This is a genomic window from Olsenella sp. AGMB03486, from assembly GCF_040884255.1.
Taxonomy (GTDB): domain Bacteria; phylum Actinomycetota; class Coriobacteriia; order Coriobacteriales; family Atopobiaceae; genus Olsenella_L; species Olsenella_L kribbiana.
In genome coordinates, this window is the sequence record NZ_JBEVTM010000026.1 from 1 (window position 1) to 25,204 (window position 25,204).

Annotated in this window: 25 protein-coding genes; 9 read left to right on the forward strand and 16 right to left on the reverse strand. The window is 60.2% G+C overall.

Annotated elements, in window-relative coordinates; translation table 11 throughout:
• Positions 1–478, forward strand: a 478-nt coding sequence (locus ABVS03_RS10280) for a histidine phosphatase family protein (RefSeq protein WP_368019033.1), incomplete at its 5' end; no start/stop codon positions are given.
• A gap of 79 nt (positions 479–557) precedes the next feature.
• Here ABVS03_RS10280 and ABVS03_RS10285 read toward each other — a convergent pair.
• Positions 558–1,685, reverse strand: a complete 1,128-nt coding sequence (locus ABVS03_RS10285; RefSeq protein WP_368019034.1) for a 5-methyltetrahydropteroyltriglutamate--homocysteine S-methyltransferase — start codon at positions 1,683–1,685, stop codon at positions 558–560.
• A 99-nt stretch (positions 1,686–1,784) separates the two neighbouring features.
• Positions 1,785–2,711, reverse strand: coding sequence for a LysR family transcriptional regulator (locus ABVS03_RS10290; RefSeq protein WP_368019035.1), 927 nt, complete (start codon positions 2,709–2,711; stop codon positions 1,785–1,787).
• An 86-nt stretch (positions 2,712–2,797) separates the two neighbouring features.
• Here ABVS03_RS10290 and ABVS03_RS10295 point away from each other — a divergent pair, with 86 nt between their 5' ends.
• The gene (locus ABVS03_RS10295; protein WP_368019036.1) at positions 2,798–3,316 is read left to right on the forward strand and encodes a nitroreductase family protein; all 519 of its coding nucleotides are present in this window, start codon (positions 2,798–2,800) and stop codon (positions 3,314–3,316) included.
• A 69-nt stretch (positions 3,317–3,385) separates the two neighbouring features.
• Here ABVS03_RS10295 and ABVS03_RS10300 read toward each other — a convergent pair whose 3' ends face one another.
• Complete coding sequence (locus ABVS03_RS10300; protein ID WP_368019037.1) at positions 3,386–4,783, reverse strand: cation:proton antiporter; 1,398 nt, start codon at positions 4,781–4,783, stop codon at positions 3,386–3,388.
• A gap of 95 nt (positions 4,784–4,878) precedes the next feature.
• Between ABVS03_RS10300 and ABVS03_RS10305 the strand changes: the two genes are divergently transcribed.
• Positions 4,879–5,568: an L-2-amino-thiazoline-4-carboxylic acid hydrolase gene (locus ABVS03_RS10305; RefSeq protein ID WP_368019038.1), complete on the forward strand. Its 690-nt coding sequence runs from the start codon at positions 4,879–4,881 to the stop codon at positions 5,566–5,568.
• A 34-nt stretch (positions 5,569–5,602) separates the two neighbouring features.
• Here the strand turns inward: ABVS03_RS10305 and ABVS03_RS10310 are convergent, their stop codons facing one another.
• Positions 5,603–6,667 carry a nucleoid-associated protein gene (locus tag ABVS03_RS10310; protein ID WP_368019039.1) on the reverse strand — a complete coding sequence of 355 codons (1,065 nt, stop codon included), beginning with the start codon at positions 6,665–6,667 and terminating at the stop codon, positions 5,603–5,605.
• A gap of 231 nt (positions 6,668–6,898) precedes the next feature.
• On the opposite strand from ABVS03_RS10310, the gene ABVS03_RS10315 reads away from it, so the two are divergent.
• Complete coding sequence (locus tag ABVS03_RS10315) at positions 6,899–7,756, forward strand: MarR family winged helix-turn-helix transcriptional regulator (protein ID WP_368019040.1); 858 nt, start codon at positions 6,899–6,901, stop codon at positions 7,754–7,756.
• A 101-nt stretch (positions 7,757–7,857) separates the two neighbouring features.
• On the opposite strand, the gene ABVS03_RS10320 is transcribed toward ABVS03_RS10315, so the two are convergent.
• The gene (locus ABVS03_RS10320; RefSeq protein ID WP_368019041.1) at positions 7,858–8,382 is read right to left on the reverse strand and encodes a PTS glucose transporter subunit IIA; all 525 of its coding nucleotides are present in this window, start codon (positions 8,380–8,382) and stop codon (positions 7,858–7,860) included.
• Between the two features lie 302 nt (positions 8,383–8,684).
• Here ABVS03_RS10320 and tatA point away from each other — a divergent pair, with 302 nt between their 5' ends.
• Complete coding sequence (tatA, locus tag ABVS03_RS10325) at positions 8,685–8,897, forward strand: twin-arginine translocase TatA/TatE family subunit (RefSeq protein WP_330972882.1); 213 nt, start codon at positions 8,685–8,687, stop codon at positions 8,895–8,897.
• 104 nt (positions 8,898–9,001) lie between these two features.
• On the opposite strand, the gene ABVS03_RS10330 is transcribed toward tatA, so the two are convergent.
• Entirely contained in the window at positions 9,002–9,946 is a 945-nt protein-coding gene (locus ABVS03_RS10330) for a LysR family transcriptional regulator (RefSeq protein WP_368019042.1), read from the reverse strand.
• Positions 9,947–9,962: 16 nt separating this feature from the next.
• Positions 9,963–10,457, reverse strand: coding sequence for a CarD family transcriptional regulator (locus ABVS03_RS10335; RefSeq protein WP_330972879.1), 495 nt, complete (start codon positions 10,455–10,457; stop codon positions 9,963–9,965).
• 323 nt (positions 10,458–10,780) lie between these two features.
• On the opposite strand from ABVS03_RS10335, the gene ABVS03_RS10340 reads away from it, so the two are divergent.
• A complete protein-coding gene (locus ABVS03_RS10340; protein WP_330972878.1) occupies positions 10,781–11,554 on the forward strand; it encodes a Fic family protein in 774 nt (257 codons plus the stop codon).
• 81 nt (positions 11,555–11,635) lie between these two features.
• Here ABVS03_RS10340 and ABVS03_RS10345 read toward each other — a convergent pair whose 3' ends face one another.
• From ABVS03_RS10345 to ABVS03_RS10355, 3 genes are all read right to left on the reverse strand, one after another.
• Positions 11,636–12,589 (reverse strand): DegV family protein, encoded by a 954-nt coding sequence (locus ABVS03_RS10345; protein ID WP_330972877.1) that lies wholly within the window; start codon positions 12,587–12,589, stop codon positions 11,636–11,638.
• Positions 12,590–12,651: 62 nt separating this feature from the next.
• Positions 12,652–16,245, reverse strand: coding sequence for an FtsX-like permease family protein (locus ABVS03_RS10350; protein WP_368019043.1), 3,594 nt, complete (start codon positions 16,243–16,245; stop codon positions 12,652–12,654).
• A gap of 4 nt (positions 16,246–16,249) precedes the next feature.
• Positions 16,250–16,951 (reverse strand): ABC transporter ATP-binding protein, encoded by a 702-nt coding sequence (locus ABVS03_RS10355; protein WP_368019044.1) that lies wholly within the window; start codon positions 16,949–16,951, stop codon positions 16,250–16,252.
• 172 nt (positions 16,952–17,123) lie between these two features.
• Here ABVS03_RS10355 and ABVS03_RS10360 point away from each other — a divergent pair, with 172 nt between their 5' ends.
• On the forward strand, positions 17,124–17,429 hold the full coding sequence (locus ABVS03_RS10360; RefSeq protein WP_368019045.1) for an acylphosphatase: 306 nt from the start codon (positions 17,124–17,126) through the stop codon (positions 17,427–17,429).
• A 55-nt stretch (positions 17,430–17,484) separates the two neighbouring features.
• On the opposite strand, the gene ABVS03_RS10365 is transcribed toward ABVS03_RS10360, so the two are convergent.
• From ABVS03_RS10365 to ABVS03_RS10385, 5 genes are all read right to left on the reverse strand, one after another.
• Positions 17,485–19,014 carry a bifunctional UDP-sugar hydrolase/5'-nucleotidase gene (locus tag ABVS03_RS10365; RefSeq protein WP_368019046.1) on the reverse strand — a complete coding sequence of 510 codons (1,530 nt, stop codon included), beginning with the start codon at positions 19,012–19,014 and terminating at the stop codon, positions 17,485–17,487.
• Entirely contained in the window at positions 19,015–19,827 is an 813-nt protein-coding gene (gene phnE / locus ABVS03_RS10370; RefSeq protein ID WP_368019047.1) for a phosphonate ABC transporter, permease protein PhnE, read from the reverse strand.
• 12 nt (positions 19,828–19,839) lie between these two features.
• Positions 19,840–20,718 carry a phosphonate ABC transporter, permease protein PhnE gene (gene phnE / locus ABVS03_RS10375; RefSeq protein ID WP_330972871.1) on the reverse strand — a complete coding sequence of 293 codons (879 nt, stop codon included), beginning with the start codon at positions 20,716–20,718 and terminating at the stop codon, positions 19,840–19,842.
• The gene (gene phnC, locus ABVS03_RS10380; protein WP_330972870.1) at positions 20,708–21,508 is read right to left on the reverse strand and encodes a phosphonate ABC transporter ATP-binding protein; all 801 of its coding nucleotides are present in this window, start codon (positions 21,506–21,508) and stop codon (positions 20,708–20,710) included. Before phnC ends, phnE (ABVS03_RS10375) begins: the two co-directional genes overlap by 11 nt.
• A 108-nt stretch (positions 21,509–21,616) precedes the next feature.
• Positions 21,617–22,705 (reverse strand): phosphate/phosphite/phosphonate ABC transporter substrate-binding protein, encoded by a 1,089-nt coding sequence (locus tag ABVS03_RS10385; RefSeq protein WP_368019048.1) that lies wholly within the window; start codon positions 22,703–22,705, stop codon positions 21,617–21,619.
• A 279-nt stretch (positions 22,706–22,984) separates the two neighbouring features.
• Between ABVS03_RS10385 and ABVS03_RS10390 the strand changes: the two genes are divergently transcribed.
• Entirely contained in the window at positions 22,985–23,542 is a 558-nt protein-coding gene (locus tag ABVS03_RS10390) for a hypothetical protein (protein WP_330972868.1), read from the forward strand.
• 70 nt (positions 23,543–23,612) lie between these two features.
• Here ABVS03_RS10390 and ABVS03_RS10395 read toward each other — a convergent pair whose 3' ends face one another.
• Entirely contained in the window at positions 23,613–24,491 is an 879-nt protein-coding gene (locus ABVS03_RS10395) for an ROK family protein (RefSeq protein WP_330972867.1), read from the reverse strand.
• Positions 24,492–24,686: 195 nt separating this feature from the next.
• On the opposite strand from ABVS03_RS10395, the gene ABVS03_RS10400 reads away from it, so the two are divergent.
• On the forward strand, positions 24,687–25,166 hold the full coding sequence (locus ABVS03_RS10400) for an HD domain-containing protein (protein ID WP_368019049.1): 480 nt from the start codon (positions 24,687–24,689) through the stop codon (positions 25,164–25,166).
• The last annotated feature ends 38 nt before the right edge of the window (positions 25,167–25,204 follow it).

Consider the following 25,204-nt stretch of genomic DNA (forward strand, 5'->3'; position numbering starts at 1 on the left):
CAACCGACTAGCAGATTGTTACCCCGACCACTTCTTCTCGAGCACGAGCGAACGCGCCTCGGATACGCTCGAGGATGTCTGTCTCGAGGCCTATGGAGAGATCCCTCCCTACGAGCGCCTCCGTGGCCTCAAGGAATGGAACTTCGGCGCCTACGAGGGGGAAGACAATTTCCTGAATCCTGCCCCTCCCTTCGGCGATTTCTTCGTGCCGTATGGCGGGGACTCCCAGGAGACGCTCGTCGCACGCATGCGGAAGGCGACCGAAGAGATCATGTCCCGCCCGGATGTGTCCTGCGCTCTGGCCGTGAGCCACGGAGCAGCCTGCGCGAACTTCATCCGCTCCTGGAAGGACGCGAACGTCGTCCAGTACCATCCCGGCATCAAGAACTGCTCCATCTTCACATTCGCCTACGACGAAGGCGCCCATACCTTCAGCTGCGCCGACATCTTCGAGCCGGACTTCGCCGAGCTCGGCTAGGCAGACTTCCTAGAGACAAGGCAGCGGCGCCCTGCACCCATAAGGATGCGGGGCGCCGCCTGCTTTGCATGGGAAGATCCTAGCCCCAGACCTCTTCTGCAATGGAGCGCACGAGGGCAACCTTTGCCCACTGCTCTTCCTCGGTGAGCTTGTTGCCGCAGTCGCAGGAGGCAAAGCCGCACTGGGGAGAGAGGCAGAGTCGCGAAAGCGGCACATACTTCGCTGCCTCATGGATGCGTGCAATCACGGTCTCGCGGTCCTCGAGCTCGGGGCGCTTCGTCGTCACGAGGCCAAGCACGACAAGCTTGTCTTCGGGCACCTTGTCAAGCGGCTCGAAGCTGCCGGAGCGTGCATCGTCGTACTCGAGGAAGAAGGCATGCACATTCTCGCGGGCAAGCAGGAAGTCGGCCACGCCGTCGTAGCCGCCCTCGCAGGCCCAGGTCGAATGGAAGTTGCCACGGCAGATATGCGTATTGACCGTAAGGTCTTCGGGACAGGCAGCAAGCACGCGGTTGTTCACCTCGAGGAGCGCTTCCTTCACCTGCTCAAGTCCCGCCTCATCGACGCCGAAGAACTGCTCTGCATGCGGATCGACGACCATGCCCCACGAGCAGTCATCAAGCTGGAGATTGCGGCAGCCTGCTGCATAGAGGTCCTGGATGAAGGCAGCATATCCCGCCACGATATCGTCTGCAAGCTCTGCATGGCTTGCATAGACCTTGTCCGTCGTCTCCTTGTTGAACGGCATCGCGAACTGCTCGAGGAACTGGGCAGGCGCCGGAATCGTGAGCTTTGCAACGGCACGCTCGTCCTCAAGCGCCTGGACGAAGCGGAAGTGGTCGATGAAGGGATGGGTGCCCTTGTAGGCGATCTTGCCCACAAGGTACGTATCGTCGATCTTTGCCACCTCGTCGTGGAACGGAAGACCTGCCTCGGCAGGCTTGTGGGCGATGCCGTCAAAGGCCCACATGAAGTCGAGATGCCAGGTCTCGCGGCGGAACTCGCCGTCTGTGATCACGCCGAGGCCTGCCTTTTTCTCCTTCGCGACAAGGTCTCGTATGCACTCGTCTTCTATGGCCTTGAGCTCTCCTGCGGAGATCTTTCCTGCCTTCCAGGCATAGTGCGCGTCGTGGAGCCTCTCTGGCCGCAGGAAGCTTCCGACGACGTCGAAGCGGTGCGGGGTCTTCCTGTCATATGCAATGCTCATGGCTGCCTCCATCAGGGTCTGCTGTCTGATGGATGCATCATCCCATCAATCGGTGCCATATGAAACTACGAGTTATCTATCGCTACCTATAGCTTCGCGCTATATATCCGAATTCGAGAAGTAGCGCCTGACATACGATTCGAGATGGTCGAGATAGCTCTTGGCAAGAGCCGAGAGCGGACGGTGGACCTGGCTGATATAGCCGATCTCCATCGTGCCGGCGGGCTCGAGCGGCACCGCCACGATATCCGTACCGTTGAGGTCGGCCGAAAGGATGCCCGACGAGATCGTGTAGCCATCGAGGCCGATCAGGAGATTGAAGAGGGTCGCCCGATCCGTCACGACGATTGCCTTGTCCACTGCCTCTGTCGGATAGGGCTCCTCGGAGAAGAAGAAGGAATTCTTCATGCCCTGATCATAGGAGAGCCTGGGATAGGGTGCCAGATCTTCGAGCCTCACGCTCGTGCGTCCTGCGAGAGGATGTCCCTTTGCGAGGAACGCATGCTCCTTCGCCTCGAAGAGCGGGCAGAACCTGAGGTCGGCATCGCGCAACGCATTCGTGATCACTTCGCGGTTGAAGCTGTTGCGGAAGAGCACGCCGAGCTCCGAGCGCTGCAGGCGCACATCCTCGATCGTGCCGAACGTCGTTCCCTCACGCAGGGAGAACTCATAGCGGTCCTGCCCATATTCGCGCACGAGCTCGGCGAAGGCATTGACGACAAAGGCATAGTGCTGGGCAGAGACGCCGAAGACACGGCGCACGCCAGAGGTATCGCCGAGGTAGTGGCTCTCGAGGAGCTCTGCCTGCTCGACGACCTGCCTTGCATAGGAGAGAAAGCGTGTCCCTTCCTCCGTCACCTCGACGCCTCTGCGCGAGCGCTCGAAAATCTGGATGCCCATCTCATGCTCAAGCTCAGAGATCGCCTTCGAGAGCGACGGCTGCGCGACAAACAGACGCGCTGCCGCAGCAGAGATGGATCCTGCTTCGGCAATCTCTATCGCATAGCGCAGCTGCACGAGCGTCATTGTTCCTAGACCCCTTTCGGACTCTCCCAGCATATCATCGGCCAGCTTCGGGAAGAGTCGGAGAAGATTCACGAGAAAGGACCGACATGGAAACACAGGATCCGGTATTTGCCCGCACGAGCGTGAGGGTATACACAGACGAAGCGGTCACAGAGGAGCAGGTGGAGCGGCTTCTGCGGGCTGCCATGGCAGCGCCTTCTGCCATGAACCAAGAGCCCTGGGAATTCTGGGTTGTCGAAGGCAAGGTCCAGCTCGAGGCGCTCGCTTCTGCCTCCCCGCATGCGAAGCCTTGCGCTCATGCTGCGCTTGCAATCGTTCCCTGCCTGAAGACAGAAAGCCTCCCCTGCCCCGATATGGCAGAGCAGGATATGGGTGCTGCAATCGAGAACATCCTCGTCGAGACGGCAGAGCTCGGCCTGGGTGCTGTCTGGCAGGGCATCTACCCCATGGAGGAGCGTGTGCGCGCTACCGCACAGGTCCTGGGAATCCCCGACGATGCAGGCCTTGCCCCCTTCGCAATCGTTGCGGTCGGACATCCCGCAAAGCCCATCTCTCCCACAGGTCCTGGCCGCTTCGATCCTGCCCGGGTGCACCGGATCGGATAGCCGAGAAGCGTGGAAGCAGAAGGGAGCTGGCACTGCCGGCTCCCTTCCTCATCTGGCCTATCTGGCCTTCTATTCCGTTTTCTCCTGAGGATCTTCCTTCCAGCTCTTTGTCGGAGGGGCGCCGGTCACGAGATATTCGAAGGAGTCGAGCTTGTGGCCGTGCTCTTTCTGCTCCTCGACAGCTGCGGCAAAGCGCTTCTCGTCGGCCTGAAGGAGTGCCCGGTGCTTCTTCCAGACCTTCTGGATCGGCAGCTTCTCTGCTGCCACCTCATGCACAGCGAGGAAGACATCGGACTCGGCACCGACACGCACGAAGCTTGTCGCGATAGGAATGAGGAGCACCGTAATCGCTCCTGCCGAAACGAGAATCGAGGCGGTATTCGTGCCCATGGCGCCAGATTCGACCGCCACATCCGTCACTGCCACGACAAGCGGCAGCGCCATCGTGCAGTAGGCGGAAACGGCATACTTCTCGCGCTTGCGCATGCCGCGTGTCTCCTTGTTGATGTTGAGGGAGACGGCGACAATGCCGCCGCGGATAAGGACGAGAAGGCCGATGAAGCCGAAGAGAAGGCTGACGCTTTCAAAGGCTGCCGGCAGGCTCACGCCAGCCCCCGAGATAACGAAATAGGCAGGCACGAGAAAGCCGTTTCCGATATCCTGCAGCTTCTCCTCGAGCACATGGTCATGCGGTGCAAAGGCGCCGAGGATGAAGCCGGCGATGAAGGAGCCGAGCACGGGCTCGAGATCGAGCACCTCGCAGGCCATGACAAGGACAGAGAGAAGGAGGATCGAGAGGCGCAGGAGAGGCCGCGAGCCCGACCAAGCGTTCTCTTTCAGCCAGGAGTCGATCCTCTCGCGCACACGGGGCAGCAGTGCCGGGAAGGCAAGGATCGCAAGGCAGATAGCGACAAAGATCAGAAGCGTCGCAATCGTTGCGCGCGTGCTCCTCGTCGACATCAGAAGCGCCATTGCCAGGATCGGCAGGAGCTCGCCGTAGGCACCATAGACGCTCACCGCACGCCCCACGGGCGTCCCCATGAGATGGCGGTCGCGCATGATCGGCGCAAGCGTGCCGAAGGCAGTCGTCGTGAGGCAGATGGCAAAGGCGACACCCGCCTGTCCCGTGAAGCGGTCTGCCATCAAGGTCGTCGTGAGCAGGATGGCAAGCAGGAGCGATACCGCCCAGGCAAGAATGGCATGGAGACCCATCCGTCCGCCAAGGTCTTTCGGATCTATCTCATAGCCCGCATTGAGAAAGAGGAAGGCGACGCCCAGATCAGACAGGAACGAGATGGCAGAAGACGACGTCGAGAGGACACCTGCCATGTTCGGCCCCAGAAGGGCACCGGCAAAGACGAGAAAGACCACTTCCGGCACGGCGCGTCCCGGAACGAGACTTGCGATATACGGCGCTGCTGCCGCTACTGCCATGATCAAGGCAAAGGATACGAAAGGCGAACTCATGAAACCTCGCTTACGGCCAAGCTACTCCCCAAACGTTTTCCGTCATAGTATCCTCTTGTCTGGGACCGTTTGCCAGCAAGGAGCATCTTCTCGACATGCAGTATGGAATGACGCCACGTCTCGTGTGGCATATTCTCGAAAGGGACCTGAGGGCGGAGCTGACCCGTCGCTACGGGCAGGAAGATGCTTCCGCCATCATGAAGAATGCGCAGATACGGTTCCGCGAGATCGTCGGCGGCATCGAAGACCCGCGCCAGGGCAGGCGCTATTTCTGGTCGCTCCTTCAGGCGGGCCTTCTGGCAAGCGTCTATATCGCCGCGCGCGCCCAGGACCCCGACGTCGCGCCGACCCCCGAGGAGTGTGCCGGACTCTTTGCCGATGTCTGCGCCCGCAGCAGCGCCTGCCTGAAAATCGCAGCGAAGCTCCGCGACGACTTCAGCATCCAGGGCCAGCGCGACATCCAGAGAAGCGCCCTGCTCACGCAGATGCGGTGCGCAGACTATGGCTGGCGCTATATCTATACCACGGGGTCCGACAGAGACTACATGGTGACGTACCGGAGCTGCGGCATCTTGAGGCTCTACCATGAGCTCGGGGTGCCAGAGCTCATGCGCGCCGCCTGCCGCATGCCCGATGTCTGGACAGAGCTTGCAGGCATCAAGCTCGAGCGCACGATGTGCCTTGCCGATGGAGACCCGTGCTGCGACTTCAGCCTGACGCTCGAAGATGCGCCGGTGCCGGAGAAGGGCGATGAGGGCACAGAAGACGCCGGAGACAATACGTGACAGATGAGCCCCGGACAGGTGCCGGGGCTCTCTTCTACCTGTTCTCTATGTGCTCGACACCCTTGATCGTGATCGAGATGTGCCCATCCGGCAAGGTCGTGAACTCGATGAAGTCATCGTTTGACGAATACTCGCTCGGGAACGTTATCTCGATGCCGGTATCGGTGCGGATGCGGTGGTTCTTCGCGATGCGATGGGCAACAGACGGCCTCACCGGCACCTCCTCGGGGATGGAGGCGGCACTTGCCGATTCGCGCATCTTCTCCTCGTAGCGCGCCTGAGCTTCGGGCCTGTCTGCAAAGATCTTCTTGCCGACCTCGCGCGGCTCGATTGCCTCCGCCTCGTCTGCCTGCTCCGTCACATAGGCCTTGGCACGGCTCACCTCGACTGCCGGCGTGAGGCCATACTCTTCTGCCACATCCTGGACGGCAAGCGTCACGCTCTGGATGACCTCGCGGGTCGAGGCTTCCTGGGTGCATTGGAGAAGGCCGTCAGGGATGATGAAGGACTCCTGTCCCGCAATCGTGCGCGCCTTGTCCGAGAAGTCGATCTCGCCTGTGCCGAGATCGATTGCCGCATAGGAGTCCACCTTCTGCGTCGGCAGCGGCAGGAGCGCATCGGTCTTCACGATATCGGTGAGATGCATGTCCTCGCGCACATCGTGCACATAGCCCTGCTTTCTGGCAAGCAGCACGATCGCAAAGACCTCGCGCGCATTTCCTTCGAAGGAGGCATCCACCTCCTCGTCGGTCTGGGGAGCAGACGCCTTCTCTGTATCCGTCACATCGGCGACAAGCAGGTCATAGGGCAGCTTGTCATCCGACTTCATGAGCTCTTCGAAGAAGAAGTCCCCTACCTCCTTCGAGAGGGCCACGAAATCGAGCTCTGAGGCACGGTAGCGCCTGAGCTCCTCGTGGAAATTGCTCTCAGGGCTGAACATCCCGTGCTTGCTCTCGGAAGAGGAAAGGGTCTTGCGCACGAGCCTCGTCACATAGGAGCGAATGGCCTTCTCGCTCACATCGAGCTCGCGTGTGCTCTCATAGTTCGAACTTGTCTCGAAGTCATAGGCATGCAGTATCGCATGGTTGATGGTCAGCATCGATGCACCGTCCTGGTCGTCACGTTCTGTGCCTTCCCAGCATACCTTTCATGGGCGTGGCACTGTGAAATAATTGTACAGGTACCTGTTTTTATGGACGTCACGTGTAGATGGGCCGATAAAGCCCATTCCCGCAGATAGGACTCTCTCCTGCGAGTATTGTCATGTATGGCAAATCCCCCAGACAGATATCTGCTGCACAGCAGATGCACAACTATGGAAGAGGTTGGAATGGACGAAGAGAAGAATGTCGAGATCGAGGCTGCCGAAGAGACGCCTGAGCCCGCAGCAACGCCTGAGGACATGTCGCTCGTCGAGAAGGCGGGCAGGATGGCACGCCTCATGCACCGCTACATCAAGCTCAACACCGAGGCTCACGGCGGCATCGGCGATCCCCTGCAGGGCCAGGGCCGCGTCCTTGCCATGCTCCAGGCAAAGCCTGAGACCACGCAGAAGGAGCTCTGCTTCCTTCTTGGCATGCGCCAGCAGTCCCTCTCCGAGCTTCTGAGCAAGCTCGAGGAGAAGGGCTTCGTCGAGCGCCAGAAGAGCGAAGAGGACGGCCGCGTCACGCTCGTGAAGCTCACCGACGAGGGCAAGGCAGCTGTGCCCGACCTCGACGAGCTCGATCCGGACGAGGAGGTCTTCGGCGTCCTCGATGCAGAGACGAAGGCTGCCTTCGAGGCGGCCGTCGATACCGTGAGCGACTCCCTCAAGGAGAAGCTCCTTGCCCTCGGCGACGATCCCGATGCACCGACCAAGCCCCGCAGGGACGACGACCGCCGTGGCGGACGTGACGAGCGCGGCGGACGCAATGGCTTCTCCCGCGGCGGCGACCGTGGCAGCTTCCGCGGTGGCGATCGTGGCGGCCGTAGCGGCTTCTCCCGTGGCGGCGACCGTGGTGGCCGTGGCGGCTTCTCCCGTGGCGGAGACCGTGGCGGCTATCGTGGCGGCAACAGGCGCGATGGCGGCTATCGTGGCGGCAGGGACTTCAACTCCGGCTACGGCAGCCAGAACCGTGGCGGCGGCTATCGTAGCGGCTCCGACCGCAACGACCGTGGCGACCGTGGCGGATACCGCAGCGAGCGCTAGACGCTGAACAGCAGCAAGAACGAAGGGTGGGACTGCTCGCATGAACAGTCCCACCCTTTTTCAGTACATCCTGTCGCAGATTCCGCAGTGCTGGCCAGCGCCTAGGCAGCAGCCTCGGCCTGCAGCAGGGGCTCCCCTGCTGCAACATGTCCCTCGGCAGGCACAAGATCGATCTTCTGGTACTGCTCCGAATTCAGGACCACGCAGACGACAATCTCGCGGTAGCCCGACTTCCTGATTGCATCTATCGAGAAGCGCATGAGCGGATCGCCTTCCGAGAAATGCTGGCCCTTCTCGACGAGGCGGGCAAAGCCCTTTCCCTGCATCTCGCAGGTATCGATGCCGACATGCACGATGCACTGGACACCCGCATCAGACGTGAGGACGATGCCATGATTCGTATGGCTGATCGAGGAGACGACGCCGTCGAAGGGCGCCCTCAGATAGTTCTCCTCCGGCCAGATGCCGCAGCCCTGGCCAAGCATGCCGGAATTGAAGACCGGATCGGGCACTTCCTCGAGCGGGACCACCCTGCCAGACACAGGAGCCTTGACCAAGCCTTCAGGCAAGGCGGAGGCTGTGCTGTCCGACGAAGTCTGTCCGTCCTGAGAATCCTGCGCTTCCACGTGCACTTCCTTCGATGAGCCAATACGATGCAGCCGGCACAAGCCGGCTCACGCGTATCTTAATCCATAGAGATCGATTCTGGTAGCCCAGATACAGCTTTTCTATGCATCGAGCCCAAATCGATGCTTCATTCACTGACACATCGATCGCCTGCATCTGCGCAGGCAGAAAGCCTGCCATAGAATCCCTATATAGGAAAGTGAGTTCCGTGTATTATACATGCGCAAAGCCGCGTCCTAGCATGTGAGCTACAAGAAGAGCCAGCGCAGATGCGCTGGGCACCTAGCTTTGGAGGCACACTATGCTTGGCGGTCTTGGCGCACCTGAAATGCTCGTTATCCTCATCGTTGCCCTCGTGATCTTCGGGCCGAAGAATCTGCCGAAGCTCGGCAGCGCTATCGGCAAGACGATCCACAACGTGAAGGAGGGCATGGAGGAAGACAAGCCCGATTCCCAGGTCCAGACTGCAAAGATCCAGGAGAGCGCATCCTCTGACGAGGACGCAGACGCCTAAGTGATATCCCCGTCATCTGCCCTCTTTCTCCCTTCCTCAGGGCAGACATCAGAAAGCCCCGGAGCGCTCGGCTCCGGGGCTTTCTTCATGCTCTGGTATATTGCTCACTCAGATGCATCTTCTGGGTCTTCTGCTTCCTCCTGCGCCTTCTGGGCCTCTTTCGCCTTTGCCTCTTCAGCACAGTCGTTCTCGAACATCTTGATGAAGCGCTCGGCCAGAGGCGGCAGATAGCTTCCCTTCCGCCAGACCGCTGTCATCTGGGTCACGAGCTCGGGACAGTCGACGATCTTGTTCGTCGTCCCGCCATGCTTCATCGTCGCCAGGAACGACTCAGGCACTAGGCCTATCCCCATGCCGCGGGTCGACCACACGCAGGCCGTGCGGGCATCGTCTGCGACGCAGGCCGGGAAGAATGTGAGCTGGCGCTCGTTGAAGAGATCCTCGAGCAGGTGCTCGAAGCGCCTATAGATCACGAGCGGCTGGCCTGAGAGCTCTTCGAGCGTGATTGTATCGGGGCTCTTGCCGCAGCGTATGCCTTTCGGGATGAGGGCAAGCATGCGCTCGGTCGAGGCATAGGTGACATTGAGCCCATCAAGCGGAAACGGTGTCCTCACGACACCGACATCCACCTCGCCACGCTTCAGCATATCGAGGACCTCATACGTATTTCCCTCGTGGAGCTCGAGCCTGAGCTGCGGATAGTTGCGGCACAGACGCTGCATCGAAGGTGTCGGCATGAACCCGCCCGAAGAGGAGATGATGCCGACAGAGAGCGTGCCGCTCGTCCCTTGTCCGAAGCTCTTGACCTCGCGGGTCGCTGCGCTCGTGAGCGAGAGGATGCGCTCGGCACGCGCATAGAGGAGCTGGCCTGCCTCGGTCAGCTCCGCAGAGCGGGGCCCGCGCTCTATGAGCTTGACGCCGAGCTCGCGCTCGAGCGATGAAAGCTCATAGGACAGAGGCGGCTGGGTGATATGCAGGCGCCGGGCAGCTGCCGTGATCTGGTGCTCCTCGGCTATTGCCATGAAATACTCGAGCTGTCTGAGATTCATGCAGGCCCCTCTTGTGCTAGTTCTCGGAAGCTGCCACAGACGACTCGAAGAGCGCCGCGACATCCTCTGAGCTCATATCGAGAGCAACAGACATCTCGCGCAGCGACCGCTCGCTCGCTTCCTTCAAGATGCGCTGGAAGACCACAGGCGGCTTCTTGTTCTTTGCCTGGACATCGGCAATGCGCTTGCGAAACGTCTTCACGATGCGGACAGAGTCCTGGCAGGAGCCGTTCTTGATCTCCTTCTTGAAGTGCTCCTCCTCAAGCGCACGGCTCCTGTCCGTGAATTTCTCCACTGCCATGGTCGGATACTCGCGGATGATGGCACGCGCTTCCTCGCGCGAGAGAATCGGACGCAGCCGTCCCTCGGATGCGACCGGGAAGCTGATCAGCATCGGGTTCCTCTGCCCCACTGGCATCAGCTTGTAGGAGGGAGCCGCATCGTCCGTAATCTCCTCTACCTTGCAGACGCCCTGGCCTGGATGAACCACATACTCGCCGACTTTGTACATGCACGTGCCCCTTTCTGACGAATTGGCACTAGTTTAGCATGATTTTCAAAATTTTTCAAATCATAGCCAATTTTCCATTGCATACTACTGTGCACTACGCTATGTTATTAAGTTTTGCTTTGTATATAGCTTCTAGGCTTATGGAGACGTCTCCAGAACATCTCCCCAAGATATGCAGACGGAACGCGCATGACCTGCGCAGATGCTGCCTTCTCCCCCATTGGCCGCATCGTCTGGCGCCCCTGTGCTGAGACGGCAGCAATTGGGATACGATGGTTCTGATACCAATGCGGCACAAGGCCGCTCTCATAGGGAGGCACACGATGAACCTCGAAGGCATGTATCTCGGAATCTGCGGCTGGTGGAAAGATCTCGACGAGACGACGAAGCAGGCAGCGCTCGATGACTTTGCGCTCTCGTTCTCGCTCAACTCGGCACGCATCGAGAAGGAACACACCTCTCACGAAGTGGCACGCCAGATCTTCGACAAGGACGCCGTGGAGAACTACACCGGCGAGCTCAAGCCGCTCGTCCAGGTCTTCAACCAGAAGCGCGCCTGGATGCGTGCAACGCAGTACCTCTCCGAGGAGCGCCCGATCGATACCTCGCTCGTGCTCGATCTGCACCAGACGCTCTGCGCTGCCACCTACTCCGAGCGCAACTTCGCAGACGGCGAGCGCCCTGGCACGTTCCGTCTCGGCGACTGCATCATCCCCGACTCGACGGAGATCGGAGCAGACCCCGAAGAGGTCCCGGGCCTTGTGGACGACCTCTGCGACCAGGTGAGCGACGCCCTCGGCGACGCAACGCCGAAGCGTGTCCTCACGGCAGCAAGCTTCTTCCACGCCAGCTACGAGACAATCCACCCATTCGCTGACGGCAATGGCATCTCTGGCCGCCTCCTCATGAACTACACCCTCATCATGGGCGGCAACCCACCTGCGGTCATCTTCGCGACCGACCGCCCCGCCTATTACGAGGCTCTCGAGGCCTTCAACCGCCAGGGCGATCTCAAGCCCTTCAAGTCTTTTGTCATGGCAGAGACAATCAAGACCTGGAGGAAGCTCGCGACCGAGCTTGCCGAAAACGCCCAGTAGGCACAGGAATCAAAGCGAGGTACTCACAGCGAAGGGTCCGGAGCAATCCGGACCCTTCGCTCATGTCTATAGGTATCTCTTCTAGTTCTTGCCGCGCACGCTCTGGGCGATGCGGTCGGAGACCGACATGCCCTTCCTCCTGTCGGGACCCCAGAAGCAGCATGACACCATGCCCGGCCCCACATGGCAGCCGATGGTCGGGCCAATCGTCGAGATCATCGTCACCGCCGTCTCGTCCGTCTTGTGGATCATGTCGGCCAAGCGCTCGGCATCCTTCGGGCAGTCGGCATTGCCGATTGCGACGACCGAAGAGAACATATCCGTGTTGTGCGTCCTCTCGTAGAACGATGCCATCTTCCGGAGGCCCTTCTTGCGGCCACGCGTGACACCGACGACAGAGAGCGCACCATCGAGGTCGAAGGTCAGAAGCGGCTTCACATCGAGGGCGCCACCGACGACAGCGACGCTCTTGGGAACGCGTCCTCCCCTATGCAGGGCATCGAGGTCGTCGACCATGAAGATGGTCTGGACGAAGTAGCGTGCCTCCTTGGCCCATTCGACCATCTCGGTCGCCGTGAGGCCCTTGTCCCTCTGACGTATTGCTTCGACCATGAAGAGATACTGGGACGTGGAGCCGATCTTGCAGTCCACGATGTAGATCGGAAGGTCGGGTCTGCCCAGCTCGTCCTTCACACGGTCAAGCGCCGTGCAGGCGCCCTCATAGCAGCCCGAGATGCCCGACGAGAACGCAAGATAGACCGTCGGCAGATCTGCATCGGCACGCTCGCGGAACGCCTTCTCGAACTCCATCTGTGCCGGCTGCGATGTCATCGGCATCGCTCCGTGCCTGATTGCCTCATAGAACTCGTGTGGCGTGCGGGACACGAAGAGGTCGTCCACGCCGTGGAAGCCGCCATCCTCCTTGCCGGCCTCCGTATACGTGAAATGGAACATGCCGATATTCGCATCATCCACCATCTGCTGCGTGAAGTCGCAGGGAGAGTCTGTCATAAGGTAGAACTTCGCTTCTGCCATGGCTTGCCTTCCTTCCCCGGAACATCTTCCAGGAGTGCTTTCCAGCTTTGTCCTTACCTATCTTAATCGACCGACTTGAGGCTTTCCACCATATCGATGTGGGCAAGCTTCGGCGAGAGGGCCGCCATTACAATCAGCGTGAACATCATGGTCATCCCGAATGCGATCGCAAAGCTTGCCGGATGGATATCGCGGCCGAACATCACGAAGTCGACCTCGGCCGTGACGATAACGAACCGCTCGAGGAAGATGCCGGCAGCAAGGCCGATGGCGGCACCCAGAGCAGAGAGCAGGATGATCTCGCGGAACACGTAGGATGCGACCTCGTGGCGGGTGAAGCCCAGGACCTTCAGGCTTGCAATCTCGCGGATACGCTCCTGGATGTTGATGTTCGTAAGGTTGTAGAGCACGATGAAGGCAAGGAGGGCCGCTGCGACGACGAGCACGACCATGACGGAATCGACCGTCGCAAGCATCGCACGGTAGGACGAGATCGTGTCGTCGTTGAAGGAGACGGCAGAGACGCCTGAGAGGTCCCGCATCTCCTCTGCCATGCTGCGGTGCTCCTGAGCCGTCCCTGGTGCCGAGGCATAGAGGCGGCTGGCTTTGGGCTCTGCGCCAAAGGCAGACGTATAGGCATTCTGCCCTGCAATCACGTAGTAGGAGAGATAGTTCTCGAAGATGCCCGTGATCGCAAGCGCATGGGGTTCTCCTGCCGCATTGCCGATATCGTCCTGGTCGTAGATCTCGATCGTATCGCCGACAGATAGTCCAAGCTCGGAGGCAAGCTTCTCGCTCACGAGCACCGAGTCCTCGTCGAGCGGCACCGATGCCCCGGACGTGCGCTCCCTGAGCGTCACCATGCCAGAGAAGCTCTCAGGGTCCTCAGGCACGATGAGGATGCAGGAAAGAGGAGAAGCCGTCTCAGACCCTGCCTGCATGTTGAGGTTCTCGGTCCAGGCACCAGATGTCTCTGCCCCGGCATCCGCAAGATAGCTCTCGACCGCCTCCTTGTCCTCCTCCGTCGCGTCCTCGTCGAGCGAGACCTCCACGTTGCTGTGCCAGATATCGCCGTACTGCTTGTCGACGATATCGGATATCGCATCACGGACACCAAGGCCCGTAAGCAGCAGGGCGCAGCAGCCAGCAATGCCGATCAGGGTCATCACGAGGCGGCGCTTGTAGCGGAAGAGATTCCTGAACGTGACCTTCCAGAGGAAGCTCATATGGTGCCAGACCGGACGGATGTACTCGAGCAGGATCCTCTTTCCGGCAGGAGGCACCTTCGGCAGCATGAGGGCTGCGGGCACTTCGCGCATCTCTGCCCATACGGCAGCAAATGTTGCAGCCAAGGTCGCACTGGCTCCTGCCAGACAGGCAAGAAGCGCCGTCGGCACATCGATCGGCAGTGGGAACGGAAGCGACGGCACGACATACATCGTCCCGTAGGCACGCGTCACGATTGCAGGCAGAAGCTGCGAGAGGAAGAGCGTGCCGAGCACGGCACCCAGAAGCGAGGCAGCCCCGGCATAGAAGAGATACTTCTGCGCAATCTGCCCCGCCGAGTAGCCAAGCGCCTTGTACGTGCCGATCTCGATACGGTCGTCCTCGACCATTCTGGTCATGCTCGTGAGTGCCACAAGGGCCGCCACGAGGAAGAAGAAGAGCGGGAAGACCTGGGCAATCGCATCGATGCGGGAGGCATCGTTTCCGTAGCTGACCTGTCCTACGCCCTTCGTGCGATCAAGCACATAGACCGAAGGCTCGGCGATGCCGTCGACCGCATCCTGCGCAGCTTGGAGCTGCTGGGCAGCATCGGCAAACCTGCTCTCGGCCTCTGCCTTCTTGCTGACAAGCTCCGAGATGCCCTCCTCGTACTGCGCATAGCCATCCTCGAGCTGGCTCTCGCCTGAGGCAATCTGGCTGTCTGCGTCCACGAGCTGCTGGTACGCCGAAGCAAGCTGCGCTTCGGCATCTTTCTTGCTCTCAAAGTAGCGCGCCCAGCCTTCTTCCAGCTGCTGCCTGCCCGCATCTATCTGGGTGCGGGCGCTCTGCGCCTCATCGAGCTTCATCTCGTTGTCGGCAAGCTCGCGCTCGGCGTCTGCAATCTTCGTATCGCCTTCGTCTATGCCGGATGCAATCTGGGTCTCAACCTCGGTGCAGGCCTCCTGGACATCTGCTATCGCAGCAGAAGCGGCAGCGCGTATCTGATCCAGGACAGCTTCCGGATCGTCGTCGAGGTCGATGCCGTCGAACTCGGAGATCACCTCGTCGGCAAGAGCTTCAAGACGCGCCTTCGTCTCCTCGTCGCCGAAGTCCACAAGGTCTGAGGAGGCAAGGTCCTTTGCAGCCTCGATGCCGCCCTTTACCTCGTCTGCGAGGGCAGAGATCTCCTCCTCGGTCGGCTCGTCCGTGCGCTGTGCCCACGTATCGAGCGTCGTGAGGACGCCCTGGATCGTGTCCATGTCAGATGCCGCCTGGACAAGCTCTGAGCGCTTCTCTTCCCATGTCTCCTTGCCAGCCTCGAGCTCGCTCTTGCCCTCCTCGAGCTTCTGGCGTGCCGCATCGATATCCGCCTCCGTCATCCCGAGCTGTGCTTCCGCATCATCAAGCTGAGACAGACTCGCTTCGAGCTGGGCCTTGGCCGAGGCAAGCTGTGCTTCGGCCTGGCGCCTCTCTTCCCAGTACGTGTTCCAGCCGTATGCAGCCTTCTCCTTGCCCTCTTCGAGTGCCTGCCTGTTCTCCTCAAGCGTCGCCAGGGCATCGTCGAGCTGCGACTGTGCCTGAGCTATATGGCTCTCTGCGTCTGCCTTCTCGCTCTCGTAGGTCGCCCTGCTCTCGTCGACCTTCTCCTGCGCTGCATCCTTCACTTCAGCCAGACGGTCCCGGGCAAGGTCATCTGCCTCGTCCTCGAGCCTCGTCTCGACACTATCGACGATGTCTGTGTACTCGTCCGAGAAGGCATCTTTTGCGCGTGCTCCTGTGACCGTGACATAGACCTGCGTATAGGGAAGATTGTCTGCAAAAGCTCCATCAGGCACGAAGAGGTACTGCTCGATCTTGCCTGACCCCAAGGCTGTCGTGCCAAGAAGCGAGGTATCCACATAGTCGGCCGAGCGCACAAGCCCCGTGACGCGGAATGTCTTCTGCGTGAGCACGGAGTCGATATCGCCTGTCCCATAGAGGACTGTCACGGCATCGCCAATCGAGAGATTCTCCCGCATCGATACATCGGCGCTCATCACGCATTCATCGTCTGCCTCAGGCCACGCACCGCTCACAAGCTCCGCCTTGTTCATGGAGGAGGTGCCCTCCGCGGCACCTTCCGGCAGGGAGGAGATCCTCACCGCGTATTCATCATTGTTGAGCGAGACCATCGCATCGCAGGAGAAGGAGGGCATCACATCCTCGACGCCCTCGGTATCCCGTATCTTGTCCATCTGGCGGTCAGTGAAGCCGAGCGTCGAGACAAGGCGGATATCGTAGAGCGCAGAATCATCGTAGTAGGCATCCCCTGCCAGGCGCATGTCGCGGCCGACCATGTTGAGGCCGGCAAAGAAGCCGCAGCCGAGCGCGACAATACCGAGGATTGCGAGGAAGCGTCCCCACGACCCTGAGATCTTGCGAAGCAGGCTCTTTCTGAATGCGCCTTTCATGGCACTACCAGACCAGGGTATCGGCATCGAGAGGATGCTCGTTGACCTCGTTTGCCACAGCGTGTCCCCCATGGATGCGAATCACGCGGTCTGCGATAGCCGTGAAGGCGGCATTGTGGGTGATCACGACAACGGTCTTGCCGTGTGCATGCGAGCTTGCCTGCAGAAGATGCAGGATCGACTTGCCCGTCGCATAGTCGAGGGCTCCTGTCGGCTCATCGCAGAGCAGGAGCTTCGGATTCTTTGCGAGGGCGCGGGCTATGGAGACGCGCTGCTGCTCGCCGCCGGAAAGCTGTGCCGGGAAGTTGTCCATCCGCTCGCCGAGACCGACCTCGCGAAGCACCGTCGCCGGATCAAGCGGATCTTTCGAGATCTGCGTTGCCAGCTCGACGTTCTCAAGCGCCGTGAGGTTCTGGACGAGGTTGTAGAACTGGAAGACGAAGCCGATATCGTAGCGGCGGTAGAACGTGAGGTCGCGCTCCCCCATGCCCGATACCTCGGTCCCTGCGACCCATATCTTGCCATCCGTGACTGCATCCATGCCGCCAAGCATGTTCAGGACCGTTGTCTTGCCGGCACCCGAGGGACCGACAATCACGACGAACTCGCCCTCTTCGATCGTGAAGCCCATGTCCTTGACTGCAGCGACCTCCACCTCGCCCATGCGGTATATCTTCGAGACATCCCTGAACTCGACGAAGGCCATCTGCCACCTCCTGGAATCGGCTGCACCCTTGATTATCCTTCCCAGTATAGGCAGAGGGAACAGGCCATAGCTGAGGGGAAGCAGGCAAATGGCACGAAACCGGGCCGCAGCAAGGCCGTGTCTCCGTACATTTGGGTATCATCGGGACATGAACAAGAGGAAGGAGACTGCCATGGCAGAAGAGGACAGGAAGGCATTGAGGCGCTGCACCGTGCATTTCGTGGGCCAGGTCCAGGGCGTCGGCTTCCGCTGGACCTCGCGCAGGATTGCGCTCGAGCTTGGCCTCACCGGCTGGGTACGGAATGAATGGGATGGCTCGGTCAGGATGGAGCTCCAGGGCACGCCCGATGCCATCTCCTCCTTCTTCGGGAAGCTCCAGAACGCCTACCGCGACTTCCCGATCGACTACCGTATCGACGATATCGTGGATATCGCTCCCGTCGAGGACGAAGGGCCCTTCACGGTGAAGCTCCGCTAGGAAAAGGGGCCAAGCAGAGAAAAGTGCCGGGAAGATCGTCTCTTCCCGGCACTTCTCAGTCTTGCCAGATGAATTCGAGCGAGCAGGTGCGTCTGGGCACATAGGGGCTCTTCTTCCTGAGGAAGGCCGCAATGATGTCAGGGACCTCGTCGGAGCCGACAGGCTCAGACGGACACTCTCCGAGCGCCTCATAGCCGCCGGTGCCGGTCGAACGATAGTCGTTCAAGGCAAGCGTCAGCTTCTCGGGTACGGGACTTCCGTCTGCCATCGTAAGCTCGGTGATGCGTCTGCCGACAGGAAGCCTCAAGTCAGCAACGGCGTGGATCCCCTCATAGAGATCGAAGTTATAGTGCTCGACCTTCGGACGCAGGAAGAGGTCTGATATCTGAGGCTTGCCGTCTGGGCCAAGCTCGAGATAGGAGGCGCAGCGCTCGAGCGAGGACAGCAGCACCTCGCGCGTGATCTCTGCCTTCATGAGGAGGTTCGCGAAGGGATAGGCAGCGCAGATGTCGCGCTCCATGACCTTCGCCGGAAGGCCCGTGGCGCCATTCGGCAGTGCCGTGCACGAGATATCTGCACCGCCCGCCTCGATCTGTGCCTCGTTGATGAGATGGGCGACGGCAGAGCCTGAGAGGGCGCAGGAGAGCTTCTCCTCAGCCTCGATCGGAGCCTCGAGCTCGCCCACCGGTTCGGCAAGCCACTCTTCGGTCTTGGCAGCGAGCGGTGCGAGCATGGAGCTGAGCAGGTCGTCGGGTGCACCATCTGCCGCCATGAGATCTGAGCTCCACACCCAGCCAGAGCCATCGTCTGTGCCTTCGAGCGCAATGAAGCTCGTAGCGTTTGCTGGCGGCTGCACGCACCAGGTGCCCGCAATCTTCACGCCGTCGACTGCCATATGCTGGTGGCCTGTGAGGAGCAGGTCGATATCGGCCGTGCGTGCAATTTCGCAGGCAGCATTCTCGCGCGTCTTCGAGAGCCGCCTGCCGGTGGCAAGGTCCTCCTCGAAGCCGCCGTGATAGATGCAGACGACCAGGTCTGCTTCCTCGCGGAGCTTCGCTGCCTCGCGCTGCACCGCCGACACGGGATCTTCGATCGTGATGCCCTCGAGATGCTCTGGCCTCTCCCAGATATTCACATAGTCCGTCACGATGCCGGTGATACCGAGAACAAGGCCCGAAGGGAGCGTGCAGACAGAGGACGGGACGATTGGAAGCTCCCCGCGCTCGTCGTGCACGTTCGCGCAGACGCAGACTGCATCGAGCTCTTCGAGGTACTGCTGAAGCACGTCGCGCCCGAAGTTGAAGTCATGGTTTCCGAGCGTCACATACTCGCAGCCAAGACGGTTCAGGGCAAGCGCGCAGGGATTCGTGCCCCTGCGGCTGCCGCGGAGCCAGACCTTCATGAGAGGCGTGCCCTGCATGGTGTCTCCCCCATCGACGATGAGGGAGTCGCCGTGAGAGCACCAGTCGTGGATGGGGTCCATGAGGCGGCAGATGCCCATGTGTGCACGTCTGCCCGTTGCATAGTCCTCATCGAGGATATGTCCATGCGTATCGGACGTAAATGCGATATGGAGCTTTGACACCTAGACACCCCTCGTCAGATGCGTGCGGATACGCGTCGAGATGTATTCGACAATGAGGATCAGGACGACGAGCCCCCAGAGGATCGAACCTGCCTCGTTCCAGCGGTAGGCGTTCATTGCAAAGATGAGCGGAGCGCCGATACCGCCAGCGCCGACGAGGCCGAGGACGGTAGCGTCGCGCAGGTTCATATCGAAGCGGTAGATGGCCGTCGAAATGAAGGAGCTCGAGAGCTGCGGAATGACGCCGAAGCGGATCTTGCGCCACGTCGTTGCGCCCTCTGCGTCGAGCGACTCGAGGATGCGGTAGTCGAGATCCTCAATCGTCTCGATGTACATCTTGCAGACCATGCCGACAGAGCAGAGCGACATCGTCAGAAGGCCAGCGAAGGGGCCAGGGCCAGTGACACGCACGAACATGAGGCCGTAGACGAAGGGCGGCACCGTACGGACGGCCATGATGATGAGACGGGCGATGTTCGAGACGACCCTGCCGGTAAGGTTCCTCGAGGCGAGGAAGGCCAAAGGGATCGAGATGATGGCGCCGACGACCGTGCCGAGGAAGGCGATGCAGATCGTCTCGACGAGCAGGTACGGCACGCCTCCGGTCGTAAGGTTGAAAAGCAGGCTGGTATCAGGATGCGCGATGCCGGCAAGGATGTTGAGGGCGATCTGTCCGCCATCCTGGCCCGTGCCGGATGCCTCGACGGCAGAGCCGCTCCAGACAAGCAGGGCAACGACGACAACGGCGCAGGCAAGCTCGAAGAGCCAGCCCTTCGGGCGGTCCTCATATGCCTTGAGAATGCGTTCTTCCATATGCGGACCTCCTTAAGCCAGACGCCTGCGCAGTGCGCGGCTGATGGACTCGATGATGAAGACAGTGACAAAGAGCGCCACGAGGACCATGCCGACCTCGGGATACATGCGCCAGGCGATGCCCTCATTGAGGACAAGGCCGAGGCCGCCTGCACCGACGTAGCCGAGGATGGACGCGTAGCGGACATTTCCCTCGAAGCAGAAGAGGCAGTTCGAGAGATAGGATGGCAGGATCTGCGGCACGATAGCGGAAGTGAAGGCACGGACCTTGCTCGCACCCATGGCTTCCATTGCCTCGAAGGCACCCATATCGACGGTCTCGATCTCCTCGTAGAGGATCTTGCCGACATAGGCGAACGTGAAGATTGCGATAGCGGTCGTGCCGGCAAGCGTGCCGAGGCCGAAGATGTAGGTCGCGATGAGGGCCGTGACAATCGTCGGCAGCGTGCGGATGATCGAAAGCAGAAGGCGCATGAGGGCGACGACGACTTTGCTGTGGACGATGTTCGTCGATGCGGCGACAGCAAACGGAATCACGAGGACAGATCCGATGAAGGAGCCCAAAAGCGACATCTTGATCGTGTCGAAGAGCGGCTGCCACACGGATGGCATGTAGTCCCAGTTGGGCGGGAACATCGAGAAGAGGATGTCCCAGAAGCGTCCGCCATTCTCTGCCAGCACCGTCATATCGAAGCCAGTGACCTGGATCGAGATGATAGAGACGATAATGATGAGGACAGCGATGACAGGGCCGCGGGAAGCGCGCCTCGTGACGGTCTTGCCGTTTTCGAGCGTCACGGTCTTCGGCTTGAATATCTTGTCATACCAGGTAAGCGCAATGCCGCCCGAGATCGTCTCGGGGACCTTGGCGCTGGCGTGCTTAGCGGGCATCGGCCGCCTCCTTGGAAAGCTCGGGCACGATGAGCGGTGCCTCGTCGCCTTCGGCGTCCTTGCCATACACCTCGTCGAGCACATCCTGGTTCACATCGGATGCAGGGCCATAGTAGACGACCTCGCCGGCACGGATGCCGAGGACGGAGTCGCAGTACTTGAGCGCGAGGTCCACGTGGTGGATGTTCAGGAGAATCGTGATGCCCATGTCCTGGTTGATGCGCTTCAGGTCGTCCATGACCTGACGGGCGGTCATCGGGTCGAGCGAAGCGACCGGCTCGTCTGCAAGGATGATCTCAGGGTTCTGAGTCAACGTGCGCGCAAGGGCGACACGCTGCTGCTGGCCGCCGGAGAGCTGGTCGCAGCGGACGTAGGCCTTGTCGAGGATGCCCATCTTGTCGAGGGACTCGAGTGCCGCCATCTTCTCTTCCTTCGTGAAGATGCCGAACAGGGCCCTGTACCACGGGATATCAGGCACGAAGGCGGTCAGCACGTTCCTGATCACGGTTGTACGGGTGATCAGGTTGAACGACTGGAAGATCATGCCGATCTTGCGGCGGAAGCGACGCAGCTCCTTGCCCTTGAGCGATCCGACATCGGTGCCGTTGACGGTCACCGTGCCCTCGGTGATTGGATTCAGGCGGTTGACCGTGCGGATCAGGGTCGACTTGCCGGCACCGGAGCGGCCGATGATTGCGACGAAGCGGCCGTCCTCGATCGTGAGGTTGACATCCTTGAGCGCTTCGAACCCGTTCGGGTAGCGCATCGACACATGGGAGAACTCTATCATCTATCCATCCTGTCATGAGACCTGCATGCAAACGGGGACGCCAGACGCATCCCCGTTCGGAAAAACGCGCCGGGCCACCAGGAGTGGTACCGACGCGTTCAGAATGCCTTAAGAGTTGGAGCTCGACTTGAGCTTCTTGACCATTTCCTGAGCCTCGCGCTCGGAATCATAGTCGGAGTCCTGTGCCTCGACATAGCCGTTGTGGCTGTAGATGGCAATGACCTTCTTGCCTTCATCGGTGTTGCCGATGTTGATCATGGCCTGGGAGAAGGCCTTCTTGAAGTCGTCGGTCATCGTCTTGGAGGCCTTGGAGGCAGAGATCGTGTCGTTGTAGATCGGCTTCGTGACGCCGATGACATTCGTCTCGTCCCAGATGCCGGCGGTACGGCTGTAGTCGGACGTCCACTTGGACTCATAGTCGCGACGGCCATCAGCATAGACGCACAGAGCGTCGACCTGGCCGGAAGCGAGACGTGCGAAGGCGGAGCCGTAGGAGTCGGACTGGACAGCATGCGTGAGGTCGAGGACCGTCTTGCCGTAGTTGTCGTTGAGCCACAGGCACGGATAGATATAGCCTGCAGGAGAGCTCGAGCTCATGACGGACCAGTTGGCGCCGTTGATGTCGTCCCAGGTGAGCTCCTGGCCATTGTTGACCTTGTCGCCGAGAGCCTTGCCGGCATCGCTCGGGCCAGCGATGAGGAGGGCACGGTAGAACGTGACCTGCTGGTCGGATGCCGTGGTCGGCTTCTGGTCGTTCCAGTCCTTCGGATCGTCGGAGTCGATGGAAAGGCCGTTGCGCGTAGCGGTGAGCAGGACCTCGCAGCCATCGGAGTAGAGGACATAGGTGCCGCCCGGAATGAAGCCCACGTCGATGGTACCGGAGGTCAGGCCCTCGCCGACTGCCTCATAGCTCGTGCCGACCGTGATGTCGACATCGTTCACGGTGTAGCCCTGGTTGCCGAGCTCATCGATGAGCATCTGCTTCAGAGGATCGGTAGCCGTGATGATCTGGTCAGGATCCTTGGAAGGCACGAATGCAACGTGCAGCGTGTCGATCGTCTTGGACTCGCTGCTCGAAGAAGAGCTGCTCGAGCTGGAGTTGCCGCAGCCAGCAAGCCCTGCTGCGGCCGCGCCTGCGGCTGCGAAGCCGAGGAACTGACGGCGGGACAGCGAAGACGAAACGATACCTTTCGACATGGTTCTCCCTTCGATACGCAGGATCTGGGCGCTCCCCGCGCCTTCCTGCAATCGCACAAAAGTGCGCCCCGTGCGCACATACCGTGCTGAGAATACACCTACTGGCAGGCTGAATTGTGCCAATTGCTGGCCCGTACACTATGTTTGCGGATTGTTACGCAAACTGCACATTGCCAAATAGGAAGATGACATGGGAAGCAGGCATGCGCGAAATGCGCAGGAAGCTTCACGAAAGGCTGCTAAGGTACAAGGCAGAATGCAGTTGCAGGGAGGCACACAATGGATGCAGCATTGGCAGCAATCAGATGCGGCCACGCACAGATGGCAGGATGCTGCCTCGCCTATCTTGCCTGGTGGGCAATCTTCTTCTGGCCGAAGGTGGGAGGCCAGGAAGCCACAGGTCCGCTCCGCTATGTCGGTATCGCAGCCATCATTCTGGCTGTCATCCTGGGCGCTCTGGGCGCTACGCGCATTGCCCAGGGTGCAGGCATCCTCGCTCCTCCCCATGCCGGCATCATCGCGCTTGCGGGAGGCATCGTGCTCTACATGGTCCTGCTCTTCGTGACTGAGCGCCTCTTCAGCCGGGTCCCTACGACCGAGCTTGTCCTCTTCTGTGCCTGGCTGGCACTCGAGCTCTTCTGCGCCGCAGGGCTCGCAGCGCAGGACCGCATCGTTTCTGCCGCGCTCATCGCGATTCTTGCAGCCATCGGCTTCCTCCTGAGCCTTCTCTGCTATGTGAAGTACTACGAGCTTGCTCCGCTCGCCTCCTTCGTCTGCGGGTGCCTCCCGCTTGCAGGCATTGGCATCATATCGCTCATCATCGCGCTTGCCATCTAGATAGTCTAGATAAGCATGCCCGCACCTTTCGGCACGGGCATGCTTCATCTCGCACTGTCTCAGTCCTGCTTTATGCTTCGGCGAGCGCCTTCTTGCCAAGCTCGAGCGAGCCCAGGATGCCCTGGTCGCCATTGCAGCCGGCAGACACGATATAACTGTCGAGATCCTGCATCTGGGGTGTCACGATATAGCCGTTCATCATGCGCGCCACCTTGCTGCGGACGAGCGGGAAGAGCTGCTCCTGGTGCATGACGCCACCACCGAGGACGATCTTCTTCGGCGAGTAGCAGAGAATGTAAGTCATGAGGCCCTGGGCAAGGTAGTAGCTCTCGAGGTCCCAGACGCGCGGATTATCGGTAAGCTCAGCTGCCGGCTTTCCCCAATGCTTCTGGATGGCAGGTCCGGCAGCAAGGCCTTCGAAGCAGTCATCATGATAGGGGCAGCTGCTTGGAGCTGTATCCTCAGGATCCCTCTTCAAAAGGATGTGTCCGGCCTCAGGATGCATCATGCCGTGCATGAGCTTGCCTTCGACCATGACACCAGCACCGATTCCTGTGCCGATCGTGACGTAGACGACGTAGTCAAGGCCCTTGGCGGCGCCGTAGACAGCCTCTCCGAGGCAGGCAACGTTCACGTCCGTGTCATAGCCCACAGGGATATGGAGGCCCTCCACGAAGGCATTCCTGAAGTTGTAATACCGCCATGCCGTCTTCGGGGTCTCGAGGATGGAGCCGAAGAGCTTGTTTGCGGGGTCGACGCAGGTCGGGCCGAAAGCACCGATACCGAGAGCATCTATATTGCGCTCACGGAACCATTCGACCATCGGAGGTACGCACTCCTCAGGAGCTGTCGTCGGGACCGAATCGCGCTCGAGGATATGTCCTTCCTCATCGCCGATTGCCATGACCATCTTTGTGCCGCCTGCTTCGAGTGCGCCGATACGTGCCACTGCAATCACCTCATAGATCTCAGGGGTTAGCTGACCGATGACATGATATACCCCATCAGCAATCGGACATGCAGGGCTGAGGGCGAACGTAGCCCCAAAGGCCTTGTAAGGCTTTGCAGCCGCTTGCCGGGACCGCTGCCCCCTCTTCCTGCTTCAGCGTACGATACAAGGAGATATTCGTCCTAAGGAGGCACCATGTCACGTCTCAAGCAGCTGAGGGCTTATGTCGATGCCAGGCTTGATGCCCTGGACCAGAAGACCAGGAGAAGCGCATATGTACATCTTTATGGGGCATCCCTTGCGGCGACCCTCATAGCCGAGAAGCGCGGGCAGAACGCTGAGCTTGCCTCTATGGCAGCAATGCTTCATGATCTCGCAGCTTATGAGACGGGCAGCTATAGCGACCATGCCCACAGGGGCGCAGCACTCGCCCGAACGGTACTAGATGAGCTGAATCTCACGACCCCCGAAGAGGCCAATATGATCTGTTCTGCCATCTATAACCATGACAGCAAGGATCGGATCGATAGCCCCTTCGATGAGGTGCTCAAAGATGCAGACGTGATGCACCACACCCTGAACGATACGTCTAAGCCGGTAAAGGAGAAGGAGAAGGCACGCTTCCAGGCACTGAGAAAAGAGTTCGGTCTCCCCGAGCTGCCAGAGACAGAATAGCAGATGCAGGAAGGGCCCCCGCATGGTGCAGGGGCCCC

What these genes read in the sequence shown, in the direction of transcription:
- ABVS03_RS10285 (WP_368019034.1), bottom strand. Translation starts at nt 1,685, where the DNA reads ATGAGCATTGCATATGACAGGAAGACCCCGCACCGCTTCGACGTCGTC.
- ABVS03_RS10290 (WP_368019035.1), bottom strand. Translation starts at nt 2,711, where the DNA reads ATGACGCTCGTGCAGCTGCGCTATGCGATAGAGATTGCCGAAGCAGGA.
- ABVS03_RS10295 (WP_368019036.1), top strand. Translation starts at nt 2,798, where the DNA reads ATGGAAACACAGGATCCGGTATTTGCCCGCACGAGCGTGAGGGTATAC.
- ABVS03_RS10300 (WP_368019037.1), bottom strand. Translation starts at nt 4,783, where the DNA reads ATGAGTTCGCCTTTCGTATCCTTTGCCTTGATCATGGCAGTAGCGGCA.
- ABVS03_RS10305 (WP_368019038.1), top strand. Translation starts at nt 4,879, where the DNA reads ATGCAGTATGGAATGACGCCACGTCTCGTGTGGCATATTCTCGAAAGG.
- ABVS03_RS10310 (WP_368019039.1), bottom strand. Translation starts at nt 6,667, where the DNA reads ATGCTGACCATCAACCATGCGATACTGCATGCCTATGACTTCGAGACA.
- ABVS03_RS10315 (WP_368019040.1), top strand. Translation starts at nt 6,899, where the DNA reads ATGGACGAAGAGAAGAATGTCGAGATCGAGGCTGCCGAAGAGACGCCT.
- tatA (WP_330972882.1), top strand. Translation starts at nt 8,685, where the DNA reads ATGCTTGGCGGTCTTGGCGCACCTGAAATGCTCGTTATCCTCATCGTT.
- ABVS03_RS10330 (WP_368019042.1), bottom strand. Translation starts at nt 9,946, where the DNA reads ATGAATCTCAGACAGCTCGAGTATTTCATGGCAATAGCCGAGGAGCAC.
- ABVS03_RS10335 (WP_330972879.1), bottom strand. Translation starts at nt 10,457, where the DNA reads ATGTACAAAGTCGGCGAGTATGTGGTTCATCCAGGCCAGGGCGTCTGC.
- ABVS03_RS10340 (WP_330972878.1), top strand. Translation starts at nt 10,781, where the DNA reads ATGAACCTCGAAGGCATGTATCTCGGAATCTGCGGCTGGTGGAAAGAT.
- ABVS03_RS10345 (WP_330972877.1), bottom strand. Translation starts at nt 12,589, where the DNA reads ATGGCAGAAGCGAAGTTCTACCTTATGACAGACTCTCCCTGCGACTTC.
- ABVS03_RS10350 (WP_368019043.1), bottom strand. Translation starts at nt 16,245, where the DNA reads ATGAAAGGCGCATTCAGAAAGAGCCTGCTTCGCAAGATCTCAGGGTCG.
- ABVS03_RS10355 (WP_368019044.1), bottom strand. Translation starts at nt 16,951, where the DNA reads ATGGCCTTCGTCGAGTTCAGGGATGTCTCGAAGATATACCGCATGGGC.
- ABVS03_RS10360 (WP_368019045.1), top strand. Translation starts at nt 17,124, where the DNA reads ATGGCAGAAGAGGACAGGAAGGCATTGAGGCGCTGCACCGTGCATTTC.
- phnE (WP_368019047.1), bottom strand. Translation starts at nt 19,827, where the DNA reads ATGGAAGAACGCATTCTCAAGGCATATGAGGACCGCCCGAAGGGCTGG.
- phnE (WP_330972871.1), bottom strand. Translation starts at nt 20,718, where the DNA reads ATGCCCGCTAAGCACGCCAGCGCCAAGGTCCCCGAGACGATCTCGGGC.
- phnC (WP_330972870.1), bottom strand. Translation starts at nt 21,508, where the DNA reads ATGATAGAGTTCTCCCATGTGTCGATGCGCTACCCGAACGGGTTCGAA.
- ABVS03_RS10385 (WP_368019048.1), bottom strand. Translation starts at nt 22,705, where the DNA reads ATGTCGAAAGGTATCGTTTCGTCTTCGCTGTCCCGCCGTCAGTTCCTC.
- ABVS03_RS10390 (WP_330972868.1), top strand. Translation starts at nt 22,985, where the DNA reads ATGGATGCAGCATTGGCAGCAATCAGATGCGGCCACGCACAGATGGCA.
- ABVS03_RS10400 (WP_368019049.1), top strand. Translation starts at nt 24,687, where the DNA reads ATGTCACGTCTCAAGCAGCTGAGGGCTTATGTCGATGCCAGGCTTGAT.